This is a genomic window from Deefgea piscis, assembly GCF_019665785.1.
In the GTDB taxonomy this organism is placed as follows: Bacteria; Pseudomonadota; Gammaproteobacteria; order Burkholderiales; family Chitinibacteraceae; genus Deefgea.
This window is the reverse complement of the sequence record NZ_CP081149.1, coordinates 1,376,447-1,393,236: the sequence shown is the minus strand read 5'-3', so window position 1 is coordinate 1,393,236 and position 16,790 is coordinate 1,376,447. Positions and strand designations below refer to the sequence as shown.

Annotated in this window: 15 protein-coding genes; 5 read left to right on the top strand and 10 right to left on the bottom strand. The window is 48.9% G+C overall.

The genetic code is table 11. The annotated features are described in order from the left end of the window. Window positions 1–18 precede the first annotated feature (18 nt). The 6 genes from K4H25_RS06505 to K4H25_RS06480 all read right to left on the bottom strand — a co-directional run bounded on the left by K4H25_RS06505 (window position 19) and on the right by K4H25_RS06480 (window position 5,917). Entirely contained in the window at window positions 19–699 is a 681-nt protein-coding gene (locus K4H25_RS06505) for a Fe2+-dependent dioxygenase (protein WP_221022531.1), read from the bottom strand. 551 nt (window positions 700–1,250) lie between these two features. Then, window positions 1,251–3,467: a TonB-dependent receptor gene (locus K4H25_RS06500; RefSeq protein WP_221022530.1), complete on the bottom strand. Its 2,217-nt coding sequence runs from the start codon at window positions 3,465–3,467 to the stop codon at window positions 1,251–1,253. A gap of 167 nt (window positions 3,468–3,634) precedes the next feature. Beyond that, the gene (locus K4H25_RS06495; protein WP_221022529.1) at window positions 3,635–4,051 is read right to left on the bottom strand and encodes an ExbD/TolR family protein; all 417 of its coding nucleotides are present in this window, start codon (window positions 4,049–4,051) and stop codon (window positions 3,635–3,637) included. A 62-nt stretch (window positions 4,052–4,113) separates the two neighbouring features. Next, complete coding sequence (locus K4H25_RS06490; RefSeq protein WP_255588113.1) at window positions 4,114–4,776, bottom strand: MotA/TolQ/ExbB proton channel family protein; 663 nt, start codon at window positions 4,774–4,776, stop codon at window positions 4,114–4,116. Window positions 4,777–4,781: 5 nt separating this feature from the next. After that, window positions 4,782–5,498 carry an energy transducer TonB gene (locus K4H25_RS06485; RefSeq protein WP_221022528.1) on the bottom strand — a complete coding sequence of 239 codons (717 nt, stop codon included), beginning with the start codon at window positions 5,496–5,498 and terminating at the stop codon, window positions 4,782–4,784. Window positions 5,499–5,713: 215 nt separating this feature from the next. Further along, window positions 5,714–5,917: a hypothetical protein gene (locus K4H25_RS06480; RefSeq protein ID WP_221022527.1), complete on the bottom strand. Its 204-nt coding sequence runs from the start codon at window positions 5,915–5,917 to the stop codon at window positions 5,714–5,716. A 283-nt stretch (window positions 5,918–6,200) separates the two neighbouring features. Between K4H25_RS06480 and purB the strand changes: the two genes are divergently transcribed. From purB to K4H25_RS06455, 5 genes are all read left to right on the top strand, one after another. Continuing rightward, window positions 6,201–7,571: an adenylosuccinate lyase gene (purB, locus tag K4H25_RS06475; RefSeq protein ID WP_221022526.1), complete on the top strand. Its 1,371-nt coding sequence runs from the start codon at window positions 6,201–6,203 to the stop codon at window positions 7,569–7,571. Between the two features lie 142 nt (window positions 7,572–7,713). Next, a complete protein-coding gene (locus tag K4H25_RS06470) occupies window positions 7,714–9,165 on the top strand; it encodes a YdgA family protein (protein ID WP_221022525.1) in 1,452 nt (483 codons plus the stop codon). Between the two features lie 265 nt (window positions 9,166–9,430). Next, window positions 9,431–10,567 (top strand): elongation factor P maturation arginine rhamnosyltransferase EarP, encoded by a 1,137-nt coding sequence (earP, locus tag K4H25_RS06465; protein WP_221022524.1) that lies wholly within the window; start codon window positions 9,431–9,433, stop codon window positions 10,565–10,567. A 162-nt stretch (window positions 10,568–10,729) separates the two neighbouring features. Then, a complete protein-coding gene (locus K4H25_RS06460) occupies window positions 10,730–11,296 on the top strand; it encodes an elongation factor P (protein WP_173534680.1) in 567 nt (188 codons plus the stop codon). A gap of 169 nt (window positions 11,297–11,465) precedes the next feature. After that, window positions 11,466–11,924 (top strand): DoxX family protein, encoded by a 459-nt coding sequence (locus K4H25_RS06455; protein WP_221022523.1) that lies wholly within the window; start codon window positions 11,466–11,468, stop codon window positions 11,922–11,924. Window positions 11,925–11,990: 66 nt separating this feature from the next. Here the strand turns inward: K4H25_RS06455 and yiaY are convergent, their stop codons facing one another. The 4 genes from yiaY to K4H25_RS06435 form a co-directional block, all read right to left on the bottom strand. Next, window positions 11,991–13,142: an L-threonine dehydrogenase gene (gene yiaY / locus K4H25_RS06450; protein WP_221022522.1), complete on the bottom strand. Its 1,152-nt coding sequence runs from the start codon at window positions 13,140–13,142 to the stop codon at window positions 11,991–11,993. Window positions 13,143–13,383: 241 nt separating this feature from the next. Continuing rightward, window positions 13,384–13,887 (bottom strand): FUSC family protein, encoded by a 504-nt coding sequence (locus K4H25_RS06445; RefSeq protein WP_221022521.1) that lies wholly within the window; start codon window positions 13,885–13,887, stop codon window positions 13,384–13,386. Between the two features lie 157 nt (window positions 13,888–14,044). Continuing rightward, window positions 14,045–14,845, bottom strand: a complete 801-nt coding sequence (locus tag K4H25_RS06440) for an MOSC domain-containing protein (RefSeq protein WP_221022520.1) — start codon at window positions 14,843–14,845, stop codon at window positions 14,045–14,047. Beyond that, complete coding sequence (locus K4H25_RS06435; protein ID WP_221022884.1) at window positions 14,842–16,500, bottom strand: DNA internalization-related competence protein ComEC/Rec2; 1,659 nt, start codon at window positions 16,498–16,500, stop codon at window positions 14,842–14,844. Before K4H25_RS06435 ends, K4H25_RS06440 begins: the two co-directional genes overlap by 4 nt. Window positions 16,501–16,790 lie beyond the last annotated feature (290 nt).

Here is a 16,790-nt window from a genome sequence, read left to right as displayed (position 1 = left end):
CCGTTTAGCGTGGTATTTTTAAATGTCACCCCATTTTCGTAGCAAATTATGGTAAATCCCGGTCATTGAAATCGCCGTTTCGGTGTCGCCCATATCTTGGCGTAACTGGCGAATATTACGATCCAAATCAAAGAGTAAGCCGCGCTCAGCACCGTCTTTAATCATGCTTTGCAGCCACATAAACGACGCCACGCGATGGCCTCGAGTAATTGGTTCAACGCGGTGCAAACTACTCGATGGATACAACACCATATCGCCTGCTGCAAGTTTGACTTCGTGCACGCCGTAGGTGTCTTCAATCACCAATTCACCGCCATCGTATTCATCTGGGTCAGAAAAAAACAACGTTGCCGATAAGTCCGAACGCACCCATTCACCGGTGTCGGTAATGCGGCGCATGGCATTATCAACGTGCATACCAAAACCCATACCTTGGCCGTAACGATTAAATAACGGCGGAAAAATTCGCTTGGGTAAAGCGGCAGAAAAAAACAAATCATTTTTAGCCAGCGCCGCCAAAATCACCGCCCGCACTGCCACCGCATTGGCTTCATCATTGGCCAATTGCTGATTGTTTTTGACTTTGGCCGACTGGCTACCAGCGGTAATTCGCCCGTCCAACCAATCGGCTTGATCTAGCCGTTCACGGCAGGCTTTGACGGTTGCCAAATCAAGTACTGCGGGGATGTGTAACAACATACAAAACTCCAGATTTCAGATTTCAAACATCAAGCAAAAACACAACCAGACTCGCCATATCTTTGCCATTTAGTGACCATGTTCAGATTTGGTATTGATGGTTTTAAGTGCCTGCGGCACATTATTTTACAGTCGCAGTCCGCGACGGGGACCCCAACTCTTTGTCCGCCAAAGAGTTGGGGGAAAAGAAAGGCGATTTTGATCTCGCCCAGCTCCGCTGTGCCCTCGATCGTCGTGAGCCAAACGATATAGCTGTTTGTCTCTCTCCTCACTCGGTGCGCTTAGACGGGTTTTTAAGCCCCAGCTCGACGAGCGCGACACAGCATCAACACCTAATCTGGATACGCTCAATTTAATATAGGTATGTAAATATAAGCCATGCTATTCAACGCCGCCATGGCAATACCCAAGAAATAAAACTCAGATTGCTTATCAATGGGTTGAAGTGCCTACGGTACGGCATCAACCCAAAGTCTGAACACCAACTAAAAACCAGCAACAGCAAAGCCCTGCATTCAATGATGTGGACTTTGCTGTCTTGGTTTTACGACTTAATTAAACTTATAGCTGGCGCTCAAACGGGCAGAACGCTTAGTGCCCGGTAGAGTGAAGCCTTGATACAAACCTTCGTAATGGTCGGTATCAAATAAGTTGTACACATTAAGCTGCACGCTGACATCGCGGTGATTCCATTCGGCCATTGCATCCCAACGCACATAGCCCGGCAGATTCACGATATTGTCCAAATTGGTGTAGCGTTTGCCCATGGCGTTAAATCCGCCACCGACTTTCCAATTGCCGTCGATTTGATACGTGGTCCACAAATTGGCGGTATAGCGCGGCGCATTGTCCGGCAGATTGCCTTCTTGGTATTTGCGTTGTGGATTAGTAATCTCAGCAATCACCGGATCCATCAACGCCACACCGGCAAAAATTTGCCAATCTGCGCTCAACTGCCCTGCGGCTTCTAGCTCAATCCCGTCGGTATAACGGCGACCCGACAGCAAATACGGTTTCACGACACCGGGCTCGATATCGGTTTGTCGCTCATTAGTTTTCTCGGTACGGAAAATCGCCGTGCGCAAGGCCAAACGGCCGTCATACAAATTAAATTTGGCGCCAATTTCGTAGTTGGCGTTTTTTTCTGGATCGGTCAGCGCGCTCTTTGGATCGGTTGAATACGCCTCAGCCGATGGATTAAACGACGTACCGTACGACACATAATACGATTGCACCGCAGACGGCTGATAAATCAAACCAGTGCGCCAGCTCCAAACATTGTCGGTGCGGCCGGTATTGGTCGCAGCGGGTAGTTTGGTGAAGGATTCATTGGTCGTTTCAGCTTTGAAATGATCGTAACGTGCACCAAGCAAAACTTTCCAGTGCGGGTTTAAATCAATCATGTCTTGCAAGTAGAACGCCACGGTATCGGCGGTTGAATGCGCCGCAACAGTATTGACTGGTGCGCTGCAATTGGGCGCGCCGCCTAAACTTGGATTACCCACGGTGGTCGACGGCATAATGCATGGTCTTAAACCGGCATCATTGGGTTTAGCCGTGCCGCTTAGGTCTAATTGCATGCGGCCGGTGCTGGTGAGTTTTTCGCGCGTTAATTCCATCCCCGCCAAAATGCTGTGGCGGATGGTGCCGGTTTCTACATCCCACAAGACATCGGTTTGATTGGAGATGATTTCTTGATCGCGCATCCGTAATTTACGGCCACGATTAACCTTCGTGCTGTCGCTTAAAGCGTCAGAAGGGCTGGCAAATTGCAAGCCCGGCGCGCTAGCGCGTAAATCAAGCTGGTATTTACCCAAGCGCGTGCCGTTTTTTAGCAATAAATTCGGGGTAATTTGATGCTGGAAATTCAAGCTCAGCATATCGGCCACGGTGTCTTCCGAATCAAAGTCGCGTAGACCATAAAACTGATCGACTTTATCGATCGGTTGGTCCGTACCATGAATCGACGCACTCTTACGGTAATACGGCACGCCATAATCGGGCACGTTGTTTTCTTCGTAATGCAAATACATCACGCTCAGTTGGGTCGGCTCACCAATACCAAAGGTCACCGTCGGCGCAACGCCCCAACGATTCATCTCGGCGCCATCGCGAAAACTATCGGCTTTTTGCCCCATCACATTCAAACGAATGGCGGTGTTGTCGTTAATGGCTTTATTAAAGTCGCCCTCGGCGCGGTAATAGGCATCGGTTCCCAAGGTGGTGGTCACTTGGTTTAAATCGCCTTTAAAGGCTTTTTTACTGACTTGATTCACAACGCCGCCAGTTGAACCACGGCCAAATAACATCGATGCTGGGCCGCGTAATACTTCGACTGAATCAATAAAAAAGGTGTCGCGATTGTATTGCGCGGCATCGCGGAAACTATCGAGATACAAATCATTGGAAGCGCCAAAGCCACGAATGCGAATGCCATCGCCACTGGCGCCACCTTCAGCAGCATTAAAAGTCACGCCAACAGCATTGCGCAGCGCTTCTTTGACCGTGTTGGCATCTTGATCGTGCATTAATTCTTGGGTAATGGTGGTCACCGATTGCGGTACATCAAGGGTATCTTGCTGCATACGGCCAACACTCACGGTTGGCGCGTTATACGTATTAGAAGTGCCATTTTGACTGGCTTCAGCACTCACTTCAACCGGCGCTAATACCGCCTCGGCAGCATGTACGCCGCCAGCAACGGCGCTGAACAACGCTGCTGCTGCGGGGAATTTGGCAAAATGCCGAATACCTGATTTATCTCGCATGAGTATCTCTATTAATTAATTTTTGAACAAAAAAAAGGCGGGGTTAACCGCCAAAACGAGGGTAAGTGCCCAAACAATCATTAACCCTCTAACGCAGCCAAGACAGCAGACTGGGGCGCGAGAGGCCAGCAAAATCTTGCTTAAGCAAATTGAGTTAACAGGACAAATCAGCCTCCTTGCCCATTGGTCATCAGGCCAATTTTGCTTAAACCGGCACGCTGCGCTGCGGCCATGGTTTGCGCGATTCGCTCGTACTGCACGGTTTTATCGGCATATAAATGCACCTCAGTTTGCGGATCGGCTTTAAAAACGGCGGCCAATTTAGCGTCTAACTGCGCTGGATTGAGCACCGTTTGCTCATCGAGCAAACTGCCATCGGCTTTGAGCGTTAAACGCAGCGGCGTTTTAACCACCTGCTGCACGCTGGCCGTCGCCTTTGGCAGCTCGACTTTGACGGCATGCGTCATCACTGGCGCAGTCACAATAAACACCACCAGCAGCACCAGCATCACATCCACCAACGGCGTGGTATTGATTTCTGCCATTGGCGCGGCATCTTGCTGCCCAAAACTACCAAATCCCATTTGCAACTCCTTGATTCATTACCAGCGCGGGCCCAAGCCCGCACTGGATTTTTAATCCAGCATTAATTCACTTCGCTTAATAATTGCGCGTGTAAATCATGGGTAAAGCCATCGAGCTCTTGGCCAAAGCGGCGATTGGCGCGGATAAACGCGTTGTACGCCACCACTGCCGGAATCGCCACCGCCAAACCAGCGGCAGTTGCCACCAACGCCTCACCAATGGGCCCCGCCACCGTCGCAAGTGACGCATTGCCGCTGGCAGCAATGCCAACTAGGGCGTTATAAATGCCCCACACCGTGCCAAACAAACCAATAAAAGGTGCCACCGAACCGGTGGTGGCCAGCCAAGTTAAACCACGCTCCATCTTGGCCGTTTCTTGGCTTAAACCAGTACGCAATTGCCGCACTAAATAATCATCAAGTGCCACCGCTTTGGCCAAACCTCGGCCTTCGTGTGCACGGTAATGCTGCAAACCAGCAGCGCCCGTTGTCGCCAATTTTGCCGCTGGTGATTGATTCTTGGCCGCCAAATTAAGCGCGACTTGCCAATCGCTCGCCTCCCAAAATTGGCTCATAAAACGCTGCTGATGGCGCTTCATCACCCATAGCAAGCGTGAGCGCGCCACAATCACCACCCAACTGACAATCGACATCAATACCAATAAACCAAATACCGACTGCAAAATCGGGTCGCCCGAATGCAAAACCAAAGACAAATCCATCATCAACCTCAAGACTTTTTAATAGAAAAATGCACCGGCACAATCACCGTACCCGCTACCGCATCTTGGCCGCGCTTGGCTGGAACAAAACGCCATTGCGTCACGGTGTTCTGCGCCACCCGATCTAAGCGCGGATAACCACTGCTTTGCTGCAAACTCACCGCTTCGGCGCTGCCCGTGGCACTCACTTCAACCCGGAGCATCACCACGCCTTTTTCACCTAAGGCCAAAGACTGTGGTGGGTACGGCGGTTTGGGATTGTTTAAATAATTGGCGTGAAAACTCGGCTCAGTCACGCTGTCGACCATCTCACGACTTTGCCCACGCGCCCCGGCGCTCGATTGCGCAGCAGGACTACTTTGCGGCACCGCGTCAGCCGTTTGGCTTTCAGCGGCTGGCGTGGTTTTTTCGGCGGCAGCCACCGTCATCGTTGCCGTGCGCTCTGGCGTCGGTGCGATGCGACTGGGTTTGGCTTTGGCGATCACGGGATTGGCAGCCGTTTTCGGCGGCGTCTTCGCCGCAGTCACAGGCTTTACTTTGGGCTTGGCTACGGGCGCAGCAGCTTGGTTAAGTTTTGGCGCAGGCTCGCCCTGACTGATCGGCACAGCTTGCAGCAGCATCGGCTCGGGCAATCGGCTAGCACTTGGCGTACTCATCACCCCATGCAGTAAACCGGCATGGGCCAACACCACCAAACATAAAGAGTATTTGTTATCGAGAATCATTCTCGTATAGTATCAAGAAGCATTCTCATTAGCAATATGCCATTGAATTTATCTTTACTTGCCGATCCGTGGCGACTTAATTCAATTGAATGGGGTGAAATTTGAATACCTGACACAACACGGTGACGTTGCGACGGATTGCGATAGGATGGGTATAGCTCGGCACTATTTAATCAAATTTGGTGTGCAGGCTATACCCAAAGACAATCTACAAATTAATGCGCATCCTTTAGTGGCGCAGCACTTTGCGATTCTTTTGCTAGGCTCGATGAAAAGTGAAACACCATTGCATTGGCAAACATAGCATCAAAGCCTTTGGCAATCATCGTCTGCACCAAAGTTTGGGCCTGACAACCGCGCTCAAGGTTTTCAATAATCCATTGCTGCCATTCGGGGGTTAAATGGGTATAACTGGACATGCACTCTCTCCATAGGTTTTATCACGGCCAGCTCGAACGGCCAGCTCGTCACTTGATCGATACTTACAATCACCACTAAAAGCGGCAACAAATACACCAAAACTGTAAGACAACGATATTATTCATCTGATTTGCAATCACTGTCACGAATCGATTTTTTGCTGTGCAAACCATACACATAATGCGCGCTGTCACGCACACGCAAGCACTGCTGTGAGTGGATGAAGGCACTGTGTTAGAATCGGCGCTTTGATAGACCAAGACCTACGGACGGGTTGGCATTATGGAACTTTCAGCACTCACCGCACTTTCGCCACTTGATGGCCGCTACGAAAAACAACTGACCGATTTACGGGCTCATTTTAGCGAATACGCATTGATCAAAAACCGCGTAACGGTTGAAGTGGCTTGGCTTAAAGCCCTCGCCAGTGACGCTGCGCTTGAAGATATCAAGCCTTTCTCTGCTGCCACCATTGCTGAACTCGACGCAGTCGTCAGTCAATTCAACACCGAACATGCACTCGAAGTAAAAACCATCGAGCGCACCACCAATCACGATGTGAAAGCAGTTGAATACTGGTTAAAAGAGCGCCTATCGGGCAACGCCGAAGTCTCAGCTGCGAGTGAATTTATTCACTTTGCCTGTACCTCTGAAGACATCAACAATCTATCACACGCCTTGATGCTCAAAGGCGCACGTGAAAGCGTGATGTTGCCAAAACTGACTGAAATCATTACCAAACTTAAAGAGTTGGCTCACGAATTAGCTGATGCGCCAATGATGAGCCGCACCCACGGCCAACCGGCAACGCCGACGACCATGGGTAAAGAAATGGCCAATGTGGCGTTTCGTTTAGAGCGCCAATTGTCGCGCATTAGCGAGGTTGAATTACTCGGTAAAATCAACGGCGCGGTGGGTAATTACAACGCACACTTGTCGGCTTACCCTGGCTTTGATTGGGAAGGCTTTTGCCAACGTTTTGTCGAAAGCCTAGGCATTAGTTTTAATCCCTACACCATCCAAATCGAGCCGCACGATTATATGAGCGAGTTGTTTGATAATTTCGCCCGTGCTAACACCATCTTGGTCGATATGAACCGCGACATCTGGGGTTATATTTCTCTGGGCTTCTTTAAGCAACGCGTTAACAAAAATGAAGTCGGTTCGTCGACCATGCCGCACAAAGTCAATCCAATCGACTTTGAAAATTCCGAAGGTAACCTCGGTATGGCCAACGCGGTGTTGTTCCATTTAAGCCAAAAATTGCCGGTTTCACGCTGGCAGCGTGACCTGACTGATTCGACCGTATTGCGTAATATGGGCGTAGGTATGGGTTACACTTTGCTCGGCTACGTTGCGGCACTCAAAGGCTTGAATAAATTAATGGCCAATCGCGATGCCATGGCTTTTGATTTGAACAACAACTGGGAAGTATTGGCTGAGCCAATCCAAACCGTGATGCGCCGCTATGGTGTGCCTAATCCATACGAACAACTTAAAGAGTTAACGCGTGGCAAAACTGGCATTACCAAAGAAGCGCTTGCCGTCTTTATTGAGGGCTTAGCGATTCCACAAGACGCCAAAGATCGCCTCAAAGATTTGACGCCAGCCACCTACCTAGGTACGGCTGAGGAACTTGCCCGTCGTATTTAAGTCTGTAGTTGCTAGGGTCTGTTGACGTTTGATTTTCCGCCGCGCTGGAGTGCTCTGGGGTTGGCACACCAAATATCAACAAACCCTAGAGCTCGGGCAGCCCCCCTGCCCGACTCTTTTTACCGTATTTAAGGAACTCACAGTGAAACGTAAAGTTGTTTTGGCCAGTAGCCTCACCTTCGCCGCGCTTGCCATCGCCTACGTCGGGGGTAGCTATTATGCTGGCCAAGCCGTAGAACAGACCATGCAAAAGCAACATGCTTGGCTGGCTAACTTGCCGTATTTTATTGTGAAATCGCACAGCTATGAGCGCGGTTGGTTTAGCTCGACTGAAACCACGACTTTGCAAGTGCGTCCTGAACTGTATCGCTTTATGCTGGAAAAAGAAGGCGAACCACTGCAAACCTTTGCGGTGACGTATACCAATCACATCAAGCATGGCCCGCTGCCCTTGCTCAGCCAATTTAATTTCATGCCGTATAAGGCTGCAGTGAACACACAATTTGTGTTTGCGCCCGATACACAGAAATTTTTAAGCAAATTCTTTGGCGAACAACAGCCGATTAAAATCGAAAATCGCATCAGCTTTAACGACGATGGGATTGTGAATTTATCCATCCCCGCGTTTGAATACGAAGAAGCCTTGTCTGGCATTAAAGCGCACTGGGAAGGTCTGACGGCCAGCCTGGATTACGGTGGTGACTTTAACCGCGTTACGCTGATTGCCAATGCGCCAGGGCTGAAAGGCGAGGCCAAAAACAAAGGCCAGTTTGCCCTGAAAGACTTTAGCTTTAACATCCAACAAGTGCGCGGCACCAGCGGCTTAATGATTGGCAACACCACCGCCAAAATCGGCCAGCTTGATCTGAATTTGGTTGAAGGCACGCCATTTAAACTCAAGTTGGATCAATTGACTTACGCCGGCGACATCAAAGAAGCCGGTGAATTTATCAATGCCAGCGCCAAGATCGACCTCAATACCTTGACGCTGGATCAGCAGCCCTACGGCCCTGCGGTATTGATCGCCGAGGCCAATCATTTGCACGGCAAAACTTTGGCTAAAATTGGTGACGAGCTCACCTTATTGCAAAAACAAAACCTTGATCGTGACCAGCTTACTGCAGCGCTCACCAACCTAGCTAAAACCCAAGGTCTGCCTTTATTGCAAAACAATCCGCAACTGGCGATCAAAAAGTTCGAAGTCAAACTCCCTGATGGCGCGCTGCGCTTTACCGGTGAAGTAGGCTTAAATGGCTTTGTCGCTAGCGACCTAGAAAACCCAGTTGATTTAGTCAATAAAATCGACGCTAAAGCCGATTTTTCGGTACCGAAAAAAGTCGTTGAAACCTTGGCATTATGGCAAGCACGCAATGTATTTGGCGGCGCCGATAGCCAAGTAAATATGGCCGATTTGGACTTTCTGGCGGGGCAATTTGTCGAAGGACAAATTAATAAACTGGCCGAGCAAAACCTAATTCGCGTTGATGGCAAATTACTAGCGGCCACCGCTTCACTAAAGCAAGGCACCTTTATTCTCAACGGTATTAAAGTGCCGCTGCCATGGGCAACACCGGCCAACGCAGAAGCCGAATAAATCCCGGCGGCAAATTAAAAACAAGGCATCCTACGAGGCGAATGCCGTTCACTTAAGTCAAGTGAGCGGCATTTTTTTCCTGTTATTTTTGACGCAAAGGCGCAGAGAAAATCAATGGCAAACCCTGAATTTCCTCCGCGCCTCTGCGTCAGGTTTTCAGGGTTTGTCGTTAAGTGAACTGTATTTCTCCTACGAAGCCTTGTTTGTTTTAAAAGCTGCGCAAGCGATGCTCTGCGCCAAAACCAATCGATAACAAGGAAAGCCCATGCAAACTTGGACCATTTTTTGTCGCGTGGTCGACAATTTTGGGGATATTGGCGTGTGTTGGCGTCTAGCTCGACAATTGGCCAATGAGCATCACTTGGCCGTCACTTTATGGGTCGACGATCTGGCGAGCTTTGCTCAAATTCGCCCAGAAATTCAGCCCGATTTAGCACAGCAAACGCTCGATACGGTGACCATTCAACATTGGCCCACGCAATGGTGCGATACCCCACCGGCTAGCGATGTAGTCATCGAAGCCTTTGGCTGCGATTTACCCAGCGAGTACCTCGCGCAAATGCAGCAATGGCCAACGAGGCCAATTTGGCTCAATTTAGAATATTTAAGCGCCGAAGACTGGGTGGCCGGCTGCCACGGCCTACCGTCACCGCAGATGGGCTTAAATAAATATTTTTTCTTTCCGGGCTTTAGCCAGCAAACCGGAGGACTACTCGCCGAGCGCGCCCTGCTCACCCGCCGTGCACAATGGCGTGATAGCGATAGCCAGCAAAAGCGCCGCCAATTAGCACCGCAATTACCCGCAACAAGTGCCGACACCCAGTTTATTTCTTTATTTGCCTATGAAAACCCCGCCCTTATCGACTGGCTCAGCACGCTAAAAGACAGCCCGACCCCGATTCATTTGTTTATTCCAACCGGCAAGGTATTGCCTCAGATCGCACAGCTACTGAATCAGCCAGCGCTATACGTCGGGCAAGTCTATCAATACGGCGCGTGTCATATGGCCATATTACCGATGCTCAGCCAAGACGATTACGACGAACTATTGTGGAGCTGTGATTTAAATTTTGTTCGCGGCGAAGATAGTTTTGTTCGCGCACAATGGGCAGGCATACCCATGGTGTGGCAAATTTACCCGCAAAGTGAAAATGCACATTTAGACAAACTCGCCGCTTTTTTGGCGCTGTATACCGCCGATTTACCCACGCAAAGTGCCGCGGCGTTAACCGCGTTTTATCAGTGTTGGAACCAAGGGGGCGACGTTGCTGCCAGTTGGTCGGCCTATTGCCAACAATGGGCAATCTTGCAAGAACACGCCAAAAGCTGGGCTTTTCGACTAGCGGAACAAGGAGATCTTGCGACTAATCTGGTCAAGTTCACCCAATCCAAGTTAAAATAGTGGATTGTGTCGAGCGTGTTTTAAAAGTACGTGGCTCGATTGATGTTTTTTGGCCGTAGCACAGCCAAGTATCAACGGATGCTCTGGTTCACACCGACAAAATCGCCGCACTCTTAAAACCCGTTCTATTTAATCTGCTTTTAGGTATGTAAAAAAATGGCAATCAAAACTGCTCAAGAAGTTCGCGCTGGTAATGTGATTTTAGTTGATGGTCAACCTTGGGTTGTTCAAAAAACTGAATACAGCAAATCAGGCCGTAACTCATCGGTTGTAAAAGTTAAAGCCAAAGGCTTGTTATCAAGCCAAGGTTCTGAAGTGGTTTACCGCGCTGATGACAAACTCGACGTTGTCACTTTAGAAAAACTCGACTGCACTTACTCTTATTTTGCTGATCCAATGTTTGTATTTATGGACGCAGAATTTAACTCGCACGACGTTGAAGCTGACAACCTTGGCGACACTCGTGGCTTGATCGTTGACGGCATGGAAGATCAATGCCAAGTAACTTTCTACGAAGGCAAAGCGATTTCTGTTGAATTGCCAACAGTCGTTGTGCGTGAAGTGGAATACACTGAGCCTGCAGTTCGTGGCGATACATCAGGTAAAGTGATGAAGCCAGCTAAACTCAAAGGCACTGACTTTGAATTGCCAGTGGCTGCCTTTATCGAAATCGGCGACAAAATCGAGATCGATACTCGCACTAACGAATTCAAAAAACGCGCAGCTTAATCGCGTTACTGCTCAGCAAAAAGCCACCGAATCGGTGGCTTTTTTATTGGCATTAAAACGATCAGATCAACGTCCGCAATAAATCCTTTCTCGACCAATTTAGCTATTCACGTAAGAAATTCACCGAGTCAGCGACTACAGTATTATCAACTGACCAAGGTGAAGCAAAATGCTGCCAAAATGTATTCCCGCGCTGATCCAAGCCAAAATACTCGACGCCTTAGCCCCGGTAGCCGATTTTTTACTGCGGCTATATCTGTGTAAAATTTTCTTTCTTTCTGGTTTAACTAAAATTCAAGACTGGAATACCACGCTATTTTTATTTACCGATGAATATCATGTGCCACTGCTACCCCCTGCTATGGCCGCTTTATTTGGCACTGCTGCCGAGCTGATCTTACCCATCTGTTTACTCATCGGTTTATTCACTCGCTGGTCGGCGCTGGGCTTATTGCTCGTGAATGCTATGGCGGTTGTGGCGTATTTTCATGTGCTCAAAACGATGCCATCGGCAATACAAGACCATTTGGAATGGGGCTTAATGCTGTTGGTCTTAGTGTGTATTCCTACGCGGCGCTGGAGTTTAGATTGCGTACTACTTCGTGCCCAAAAACCGCCAAATATTTAAAAGTTTAAATTTTCAGCGCAAAAAAAACGCCACAACGATGTGGCGTTTTTGACTGCACCCCTTGCTTTACATCGCAGCGCGATAAATTTCGCAAACTTCTTCAAAGGTAGGTTGTTGTGGATTGGTCAAACCACACGCGTCTTTTAATGCATTAGTTGCCAATGTTGGAATGTCTTCGAGCTTGGCCCCCAATTGCGCAACGCCTGTAGGAATACCCACATCAACCGACAGTTTGCGAATCGCGGCAAGGCAAACATCCGCGGCAGCGTCGTCACTTAAGCCATCTACCTTCTCACCCATTGCCCGGGCAATATCGCCCAAACGTTTGGCACACACTTGCTTGTTATACGCTTGCACATGTGGCAACAAGATTGCATTGCAAACACCGTGCGGTAAATCATAAAAACCACCCAATTGATGCGCCATTGCGTGCACATAACCGAGCGACGCATTATTAAATGCCATCCCCGCCAAAAATTGGGCATACGCCATTTGTTCACGCGCAGCAATATCATCACCGTGACGCACCGCTTGGCGTAATGATTGGCTGACGATCTCAACCGCTTTGAGCGCACAAGCATCGGTAATCGGCGTGGCTGCGGTCGATACATACGCTTCTACCGCGTGCGTTAAGGCATCCATCCCCGTGGCGGCGGTTAAACCTGCTGGCTTCAGTAGCATCAACTCAGGATCATTCACCGACAAAATCGGCGTAGTGTGCTTATCGACAATCGCCATTTTTACATGTCGCGCTTCGTCGGTAATAATGCAAAACCGCGTCATTTCACTGGCCGTACCGGCCGTGGTGTTAATCGCAATTAAAGGCAATTGGGGTTTTGCCGAGCGATCTAGCCCTTCGTAATCTTTAATATCACCGCCATTGACTGCAACCAGTGCAATCCCTTTGGCGCAATCGTGCGGTGAACCACCACCGACTGAAATCACACAGTCGCAGCCATTGGCTTGCAGCATGGCCAAACCGGTCGCCACATTGGCCGTAGTTGGATTAGGGTGAACACCATCAAACACCACACTGGCAACGTCTTCTTGTGCCAATAAATCAGTGACCGTTTTAACTACCCCAATTTTAACTAAGGGTACATCAGTCACAATCAACGCTTTTTTAAAGCCATAACTTTTAATTGTTTTTGCCGCATCGCGTAAGCAACCAGCACCCATTAAATTCACACTCGGGATAAAAAAAGCTGTCGTTGTCATGATCAATACCTCGTTTCACAGTAGAACTACAATACGTCTAGACTACTCCGAATAACGGTGTAATAAATTGACTTATATCAGAACCAACACCCACAAACTACTTCGTAAGCAATACCCACAATAGGTATAAATCAATACGTCAAACTCACTCTATCGAGGTAATTAGTGTGTTTTTTTTAATCTAGAAATGCCCGCTTAACCTGAGCAAAGCACGCATTGATTGATCGCTTAGCGCGGACGTTTATTTTTCACTTTTAGATTCAGCATCCGTTGGCCACATAACTATTGCCGCCATCGATAAAGCAATACCAATCATTGATTCGCTAAAACGCAATATTGAATTTAAATAGGGATTAATCGAGGGGTTTAAGCTTGCCATCACCATGATGATGCACACGGTAATCGATGCTAAACGGGCATTGTCTGGAATATTGAGCATTTCACACAATAAAACCGTTGCAAAAATCGTCGTGCCCATTCCCCAAAAACTAAACGGAAAAAACTGAAAGTACAGTGCACTGGTACTCGCGCCAATCAAAGTGCCTAAAGCACGCATCCACGCCGATTCAATCGTGGCTTTTTGTGTCGCCTGCAATACCACAATCGATGAAATCGCCGCCCACAAGCCACCAATACCCGCCGATTCACCTTGAAAAAACTGCGTAAAATGCACCCCAAAATAAAATGACAATACAGAAACAATCGCTACCTGTAGCGAAACATGCAAAGATCGGCGTCGAATCATCGTGCACTCCTTAAGTATTTGGCCTGCAAATGCAATCACTTCAGTGCTCGTGCAAATATTTTATGACAAGGTTTCACGGCAAGGCATGAAAACCGTAGACAGAATATCGAGTAGGGCAAAGCGCGACAACGATGCAAGACAACGCGGACTGAATCACTTAACCCTTATAACTTAGCACTTCAACCGGCAATCCCAGTTGTAATGCGCCGCCTTGCACCACCCGCGCATTTTGACCAAACACCACCGCAGCGCCGCTTTTTCTAAACTTAGCCAAACTACGTAGCGGTTCTGAATCTTTGGTGCGCTCAGCGGTATCAGGGTCGAGGGTCGTCATCAAACAGCGTTCACACGCTTTGGCTAATTCAATCTCCACCTCGCCAATCCGAATCCGCTGCCAAGTATCCTCAGCAAATGGCGCGCTATTGGCAATAACCAAATTAGGCCGAAAACGCAGCATCGATAACTCACGGCCAATGCGTGCATTCAGCGCTTGTAAAGAGCCTTCACCAATGATTAATAAGGGATAGGTGTCGACAAAGCTAATCGCCACATCTGGATGGTTTTTTAAGCGCCGGTGCGGTTCTAAGCCCAGCCACATCAGATGTACGGTTTGATTTAAATATGCAGACAACCACGCATCAGCATCGAGAGCGCCACGCCGTGCTAAAAATTCGGTTTCCCAAACATCAGCCTGATGCAGTTCATTAAACTGCGCGAGCGCGACAAATAAATCGGCCATGCCGGGTGCTTTGAGCCACAGACCATCGGGCGTGACTTCAGCACAAATCAATAAAATCCGTGGCTCAGTGCGCGCAGTGATTTGCACGCCAGCCGAATTGGCTATCATCCATTCTCGATCTTGTGGCAAGCCACGCATGTCGAGCTGGCTTTGGCTCAGTGCTTGAGCACGACATGATTTAAGGGGGTAGCGGTATAAAGCAGAAAGCAACATCGTCATGGCGAAATTCCAACAGCCGTTTTTGGATCAGAATAAGTCGCAGTGTACCAATATCGCGGCGCGATGGCGCGTTGCTCTTGTAGCTTAATCAGTTCGCCGACAGTAAATTGTAATGATCCAGCCTGATCCGTCCGCAATAGCGTCGCACCTGCTGCGGCATAGCGCGCCAACACCTCGGGATGCGGATGCCGAAATTGATTCATAAACCCCGCTGAAAATACCGCGTATTGTGGTTGCAAAGCTTGAATAAACGCATCCGATGAAGCGCTTTTACTGCCGTGATGGGGCGCAATCACAATCGCCGTCGCCGGCAGTCCCGCCGCGAGCAGCTCGCCTTCTTCAAGGCGACTAATATCTGCCGGGATCAAAGCACTATGCCAGCGATTATGAATTCGCAGCACACAGCCGCGCGCATTGTCATTGTTAGCGACATAGTTGGGATGCAACCACAAGACCTCAAAATCAACGCCATCCCAGCGCCAGCGCTGCCCTGTTTGGCAGCGTTGTTGGGTGATTTTACTGCTTAAAATCGGCTGATTGTCTGGCAAGCTATGCAAAATCAAAGCAATTGGAAAAGCTAAACGATCGCCCTGCCCCAGCAAAATCGGCGCGCCGCCAATATGATCGTTGTCATTATGCGAAAGCAATAAAGTATCCAGCCGGGTAATCCCTGCCTGACGCAACACCGGCAAAATCACGCGCTCGGCATTGGCCTCACGCCCAGTATCAAACAACAAAGCGTGTTTCCGCGTTTGCACCAGCACACTCAAACCTTGATCTACGTCGAGCACCTGTAATTTAAACTGCCCATCGTCCAATTTGGGCTGCGGCATAAAAAACAAGGGCAGTAGCATCAGCCAACCGAGCCAGCGCGCTGGAATACCTCGGGGTAATAGCAGCAAAGCTACACCCAGCATCGCTACTGGCAATATACCCATTGGAGGAGAACTGATCTCTAGCGCCGGCCACGGCCAAGTCAAGATCCATTGCAGTAAGCGATCTAAGATTGAAAACAAGCCTTCAGCCCAACGCAACAGCGTTCCCGTTGGGTCGAGCAAACCCAATAAGGCCAAAGGCGTAATCAAGACACTGACCAAAGGAATCGCCAATGCATTGGCCAGTGGCGACATCAAAGGCACCTGCCCAAATACCAGCACCAAAATCGGTAACGACGCCAACGTCGCCGCCCACTGCGTACTTAACCACAAGCGCCACGCCGGTTCGCGCCCAATACGATTGGCGCCCATCCAAATCAAATACGCCACCGCCAAAAACGACAGCCAAAAACCAACCGATAGCACGGCAAAAGGATCAAACAACAGCACCACCGCCAAGGCACTAGCCCAAATCGCGCTGATCGCCATCGGCCTAGCTCGCCACAAGCACACGGCGCCGACCAACAGCATTAATACGGTGCGCTGCGTTGGCACACTCATTCCCGCCAACACGCTATAGATCAACGCGATCAACACCCCGGCGATTAAAGCCGCACGCTGCGCGGCCAGCCTTTGCGTTAAATACGCACTGCGCCGCCAGCCATACAGCACCAGCGCCATGCCCATCGCCGCCAGCATCGTAATGTGTAAACCTGAAATACTGATTAAATGCGTAATCCCCGTCAGCGCAAATCGTTGCCACTGCGGTTTGGTGGTAATTTACAAATGAAACCTGATGTGTGCCAATAAAAAATGAGTTAATAATAAAATCTGAGCTAAAGCCATTCCTCTCCTTTCAATTTTTACTGACTTCCGCATTTATCGATTAATATTCCCACATTATCAATTACTTATTTCATCTCAGATTTTATTATTAAAATATTTCCTCTATCGTGCTGTAGTTATGTTTGTATAAAATTTTTATCCAATCACTTAAAAAATATGGATTTTTTGGGTTTTGGAGGTCTTTTCATAAATAAAACTGAGGCAAAATGTTAATTCTATAAATA

Excerpts from the sequence above, each read along its gene's own strand:
- K4H25_RS06505 (WP_221022531.1), bottom strand. The coding sequence starts at position 699 with ATGTTGTTACACATCCCCGCAGTACTTGATTTGGCAACCGTCAAAGCC.
- K4H25_RS06500 (WP_221022530.1), bottom strand. The coding sequence starts at position 3,467 with ATGCGAGATAAATCAGGTATTCGGCATTTTGCCAAATTCCCCGCAGCA.
- K4H25_RS06495 (WP_221022529.1), bottom strand. The coding sequence starts at position 4,051 with ATGGGATTTGGTAGTTTTGGGCAGCAAGATGCCGCGCCAATGGCAGAA.
- K4H25_RS06490 (WP_255588113.1), bottom strand. The coding sequence starts at position 4,776 with ATGATGGATTTGTCTTTGGTTTTGCATTCGGGCGACCCGATTTTGCAG.
- K4H25_RS06485 (WP_221022528.1), bottom strand. The coding sequence starts at position 5,498 with ATGATTCTCGATAACAAATACTCTTTATGTTTGGTGGTGTTGGCCCAT.
- K4H25_RS06480 (WP_221022527.1), bottom strand. The coding sequence starts at position 5,917 with ATGTCCAGTTATACCCATTTAACCCCCGAATGGCAGCAATGGATTATT.
- purB (WP_221022526.1), top strand. The coding sequence starts at position 6,201 with ATGGAACTTTCAGCACTCACCGCACTTTCGCCACTTGATGGCCGCTAC.
- earP (WP_221022524.1), top strand. The coding sequence starts at position 9,431 with ATGCAAACTTGGACCATTTTTTGTCGCGTGGTCGACAATTTTGGGGAT.
- K4H25_RS06455 (WP_221022523.1), top strand. The coding sequence starts at position 11,466 with ATGCTGCCAAAATGTATTCCCGCGCTGATCCAAGCCAAAATACTCGAC.
- yiaY (WP_221022522.1), bottom strand. The coding sequence starts at position 13,142 with ATGACAACGACAGCTTTTTTTATCCCGAGTGTGAATTTAATGGGTGCT.
- K4H25_RS06445 (WP_221022521.1), bottom strand. The coding sequence starts at position 13,887 with ATGATTCGACGCCGATCTTTGCATGTTTCGCTACAGGTAGCGATTGTT.
- K4H25_RS06440 (WP_221022520.1), bottom strand. The coding sequence starts at position 14,845 with ATGACGATGTTGCTTTCTGCTTTATACCGCTACCCCCTTAAATCATGT.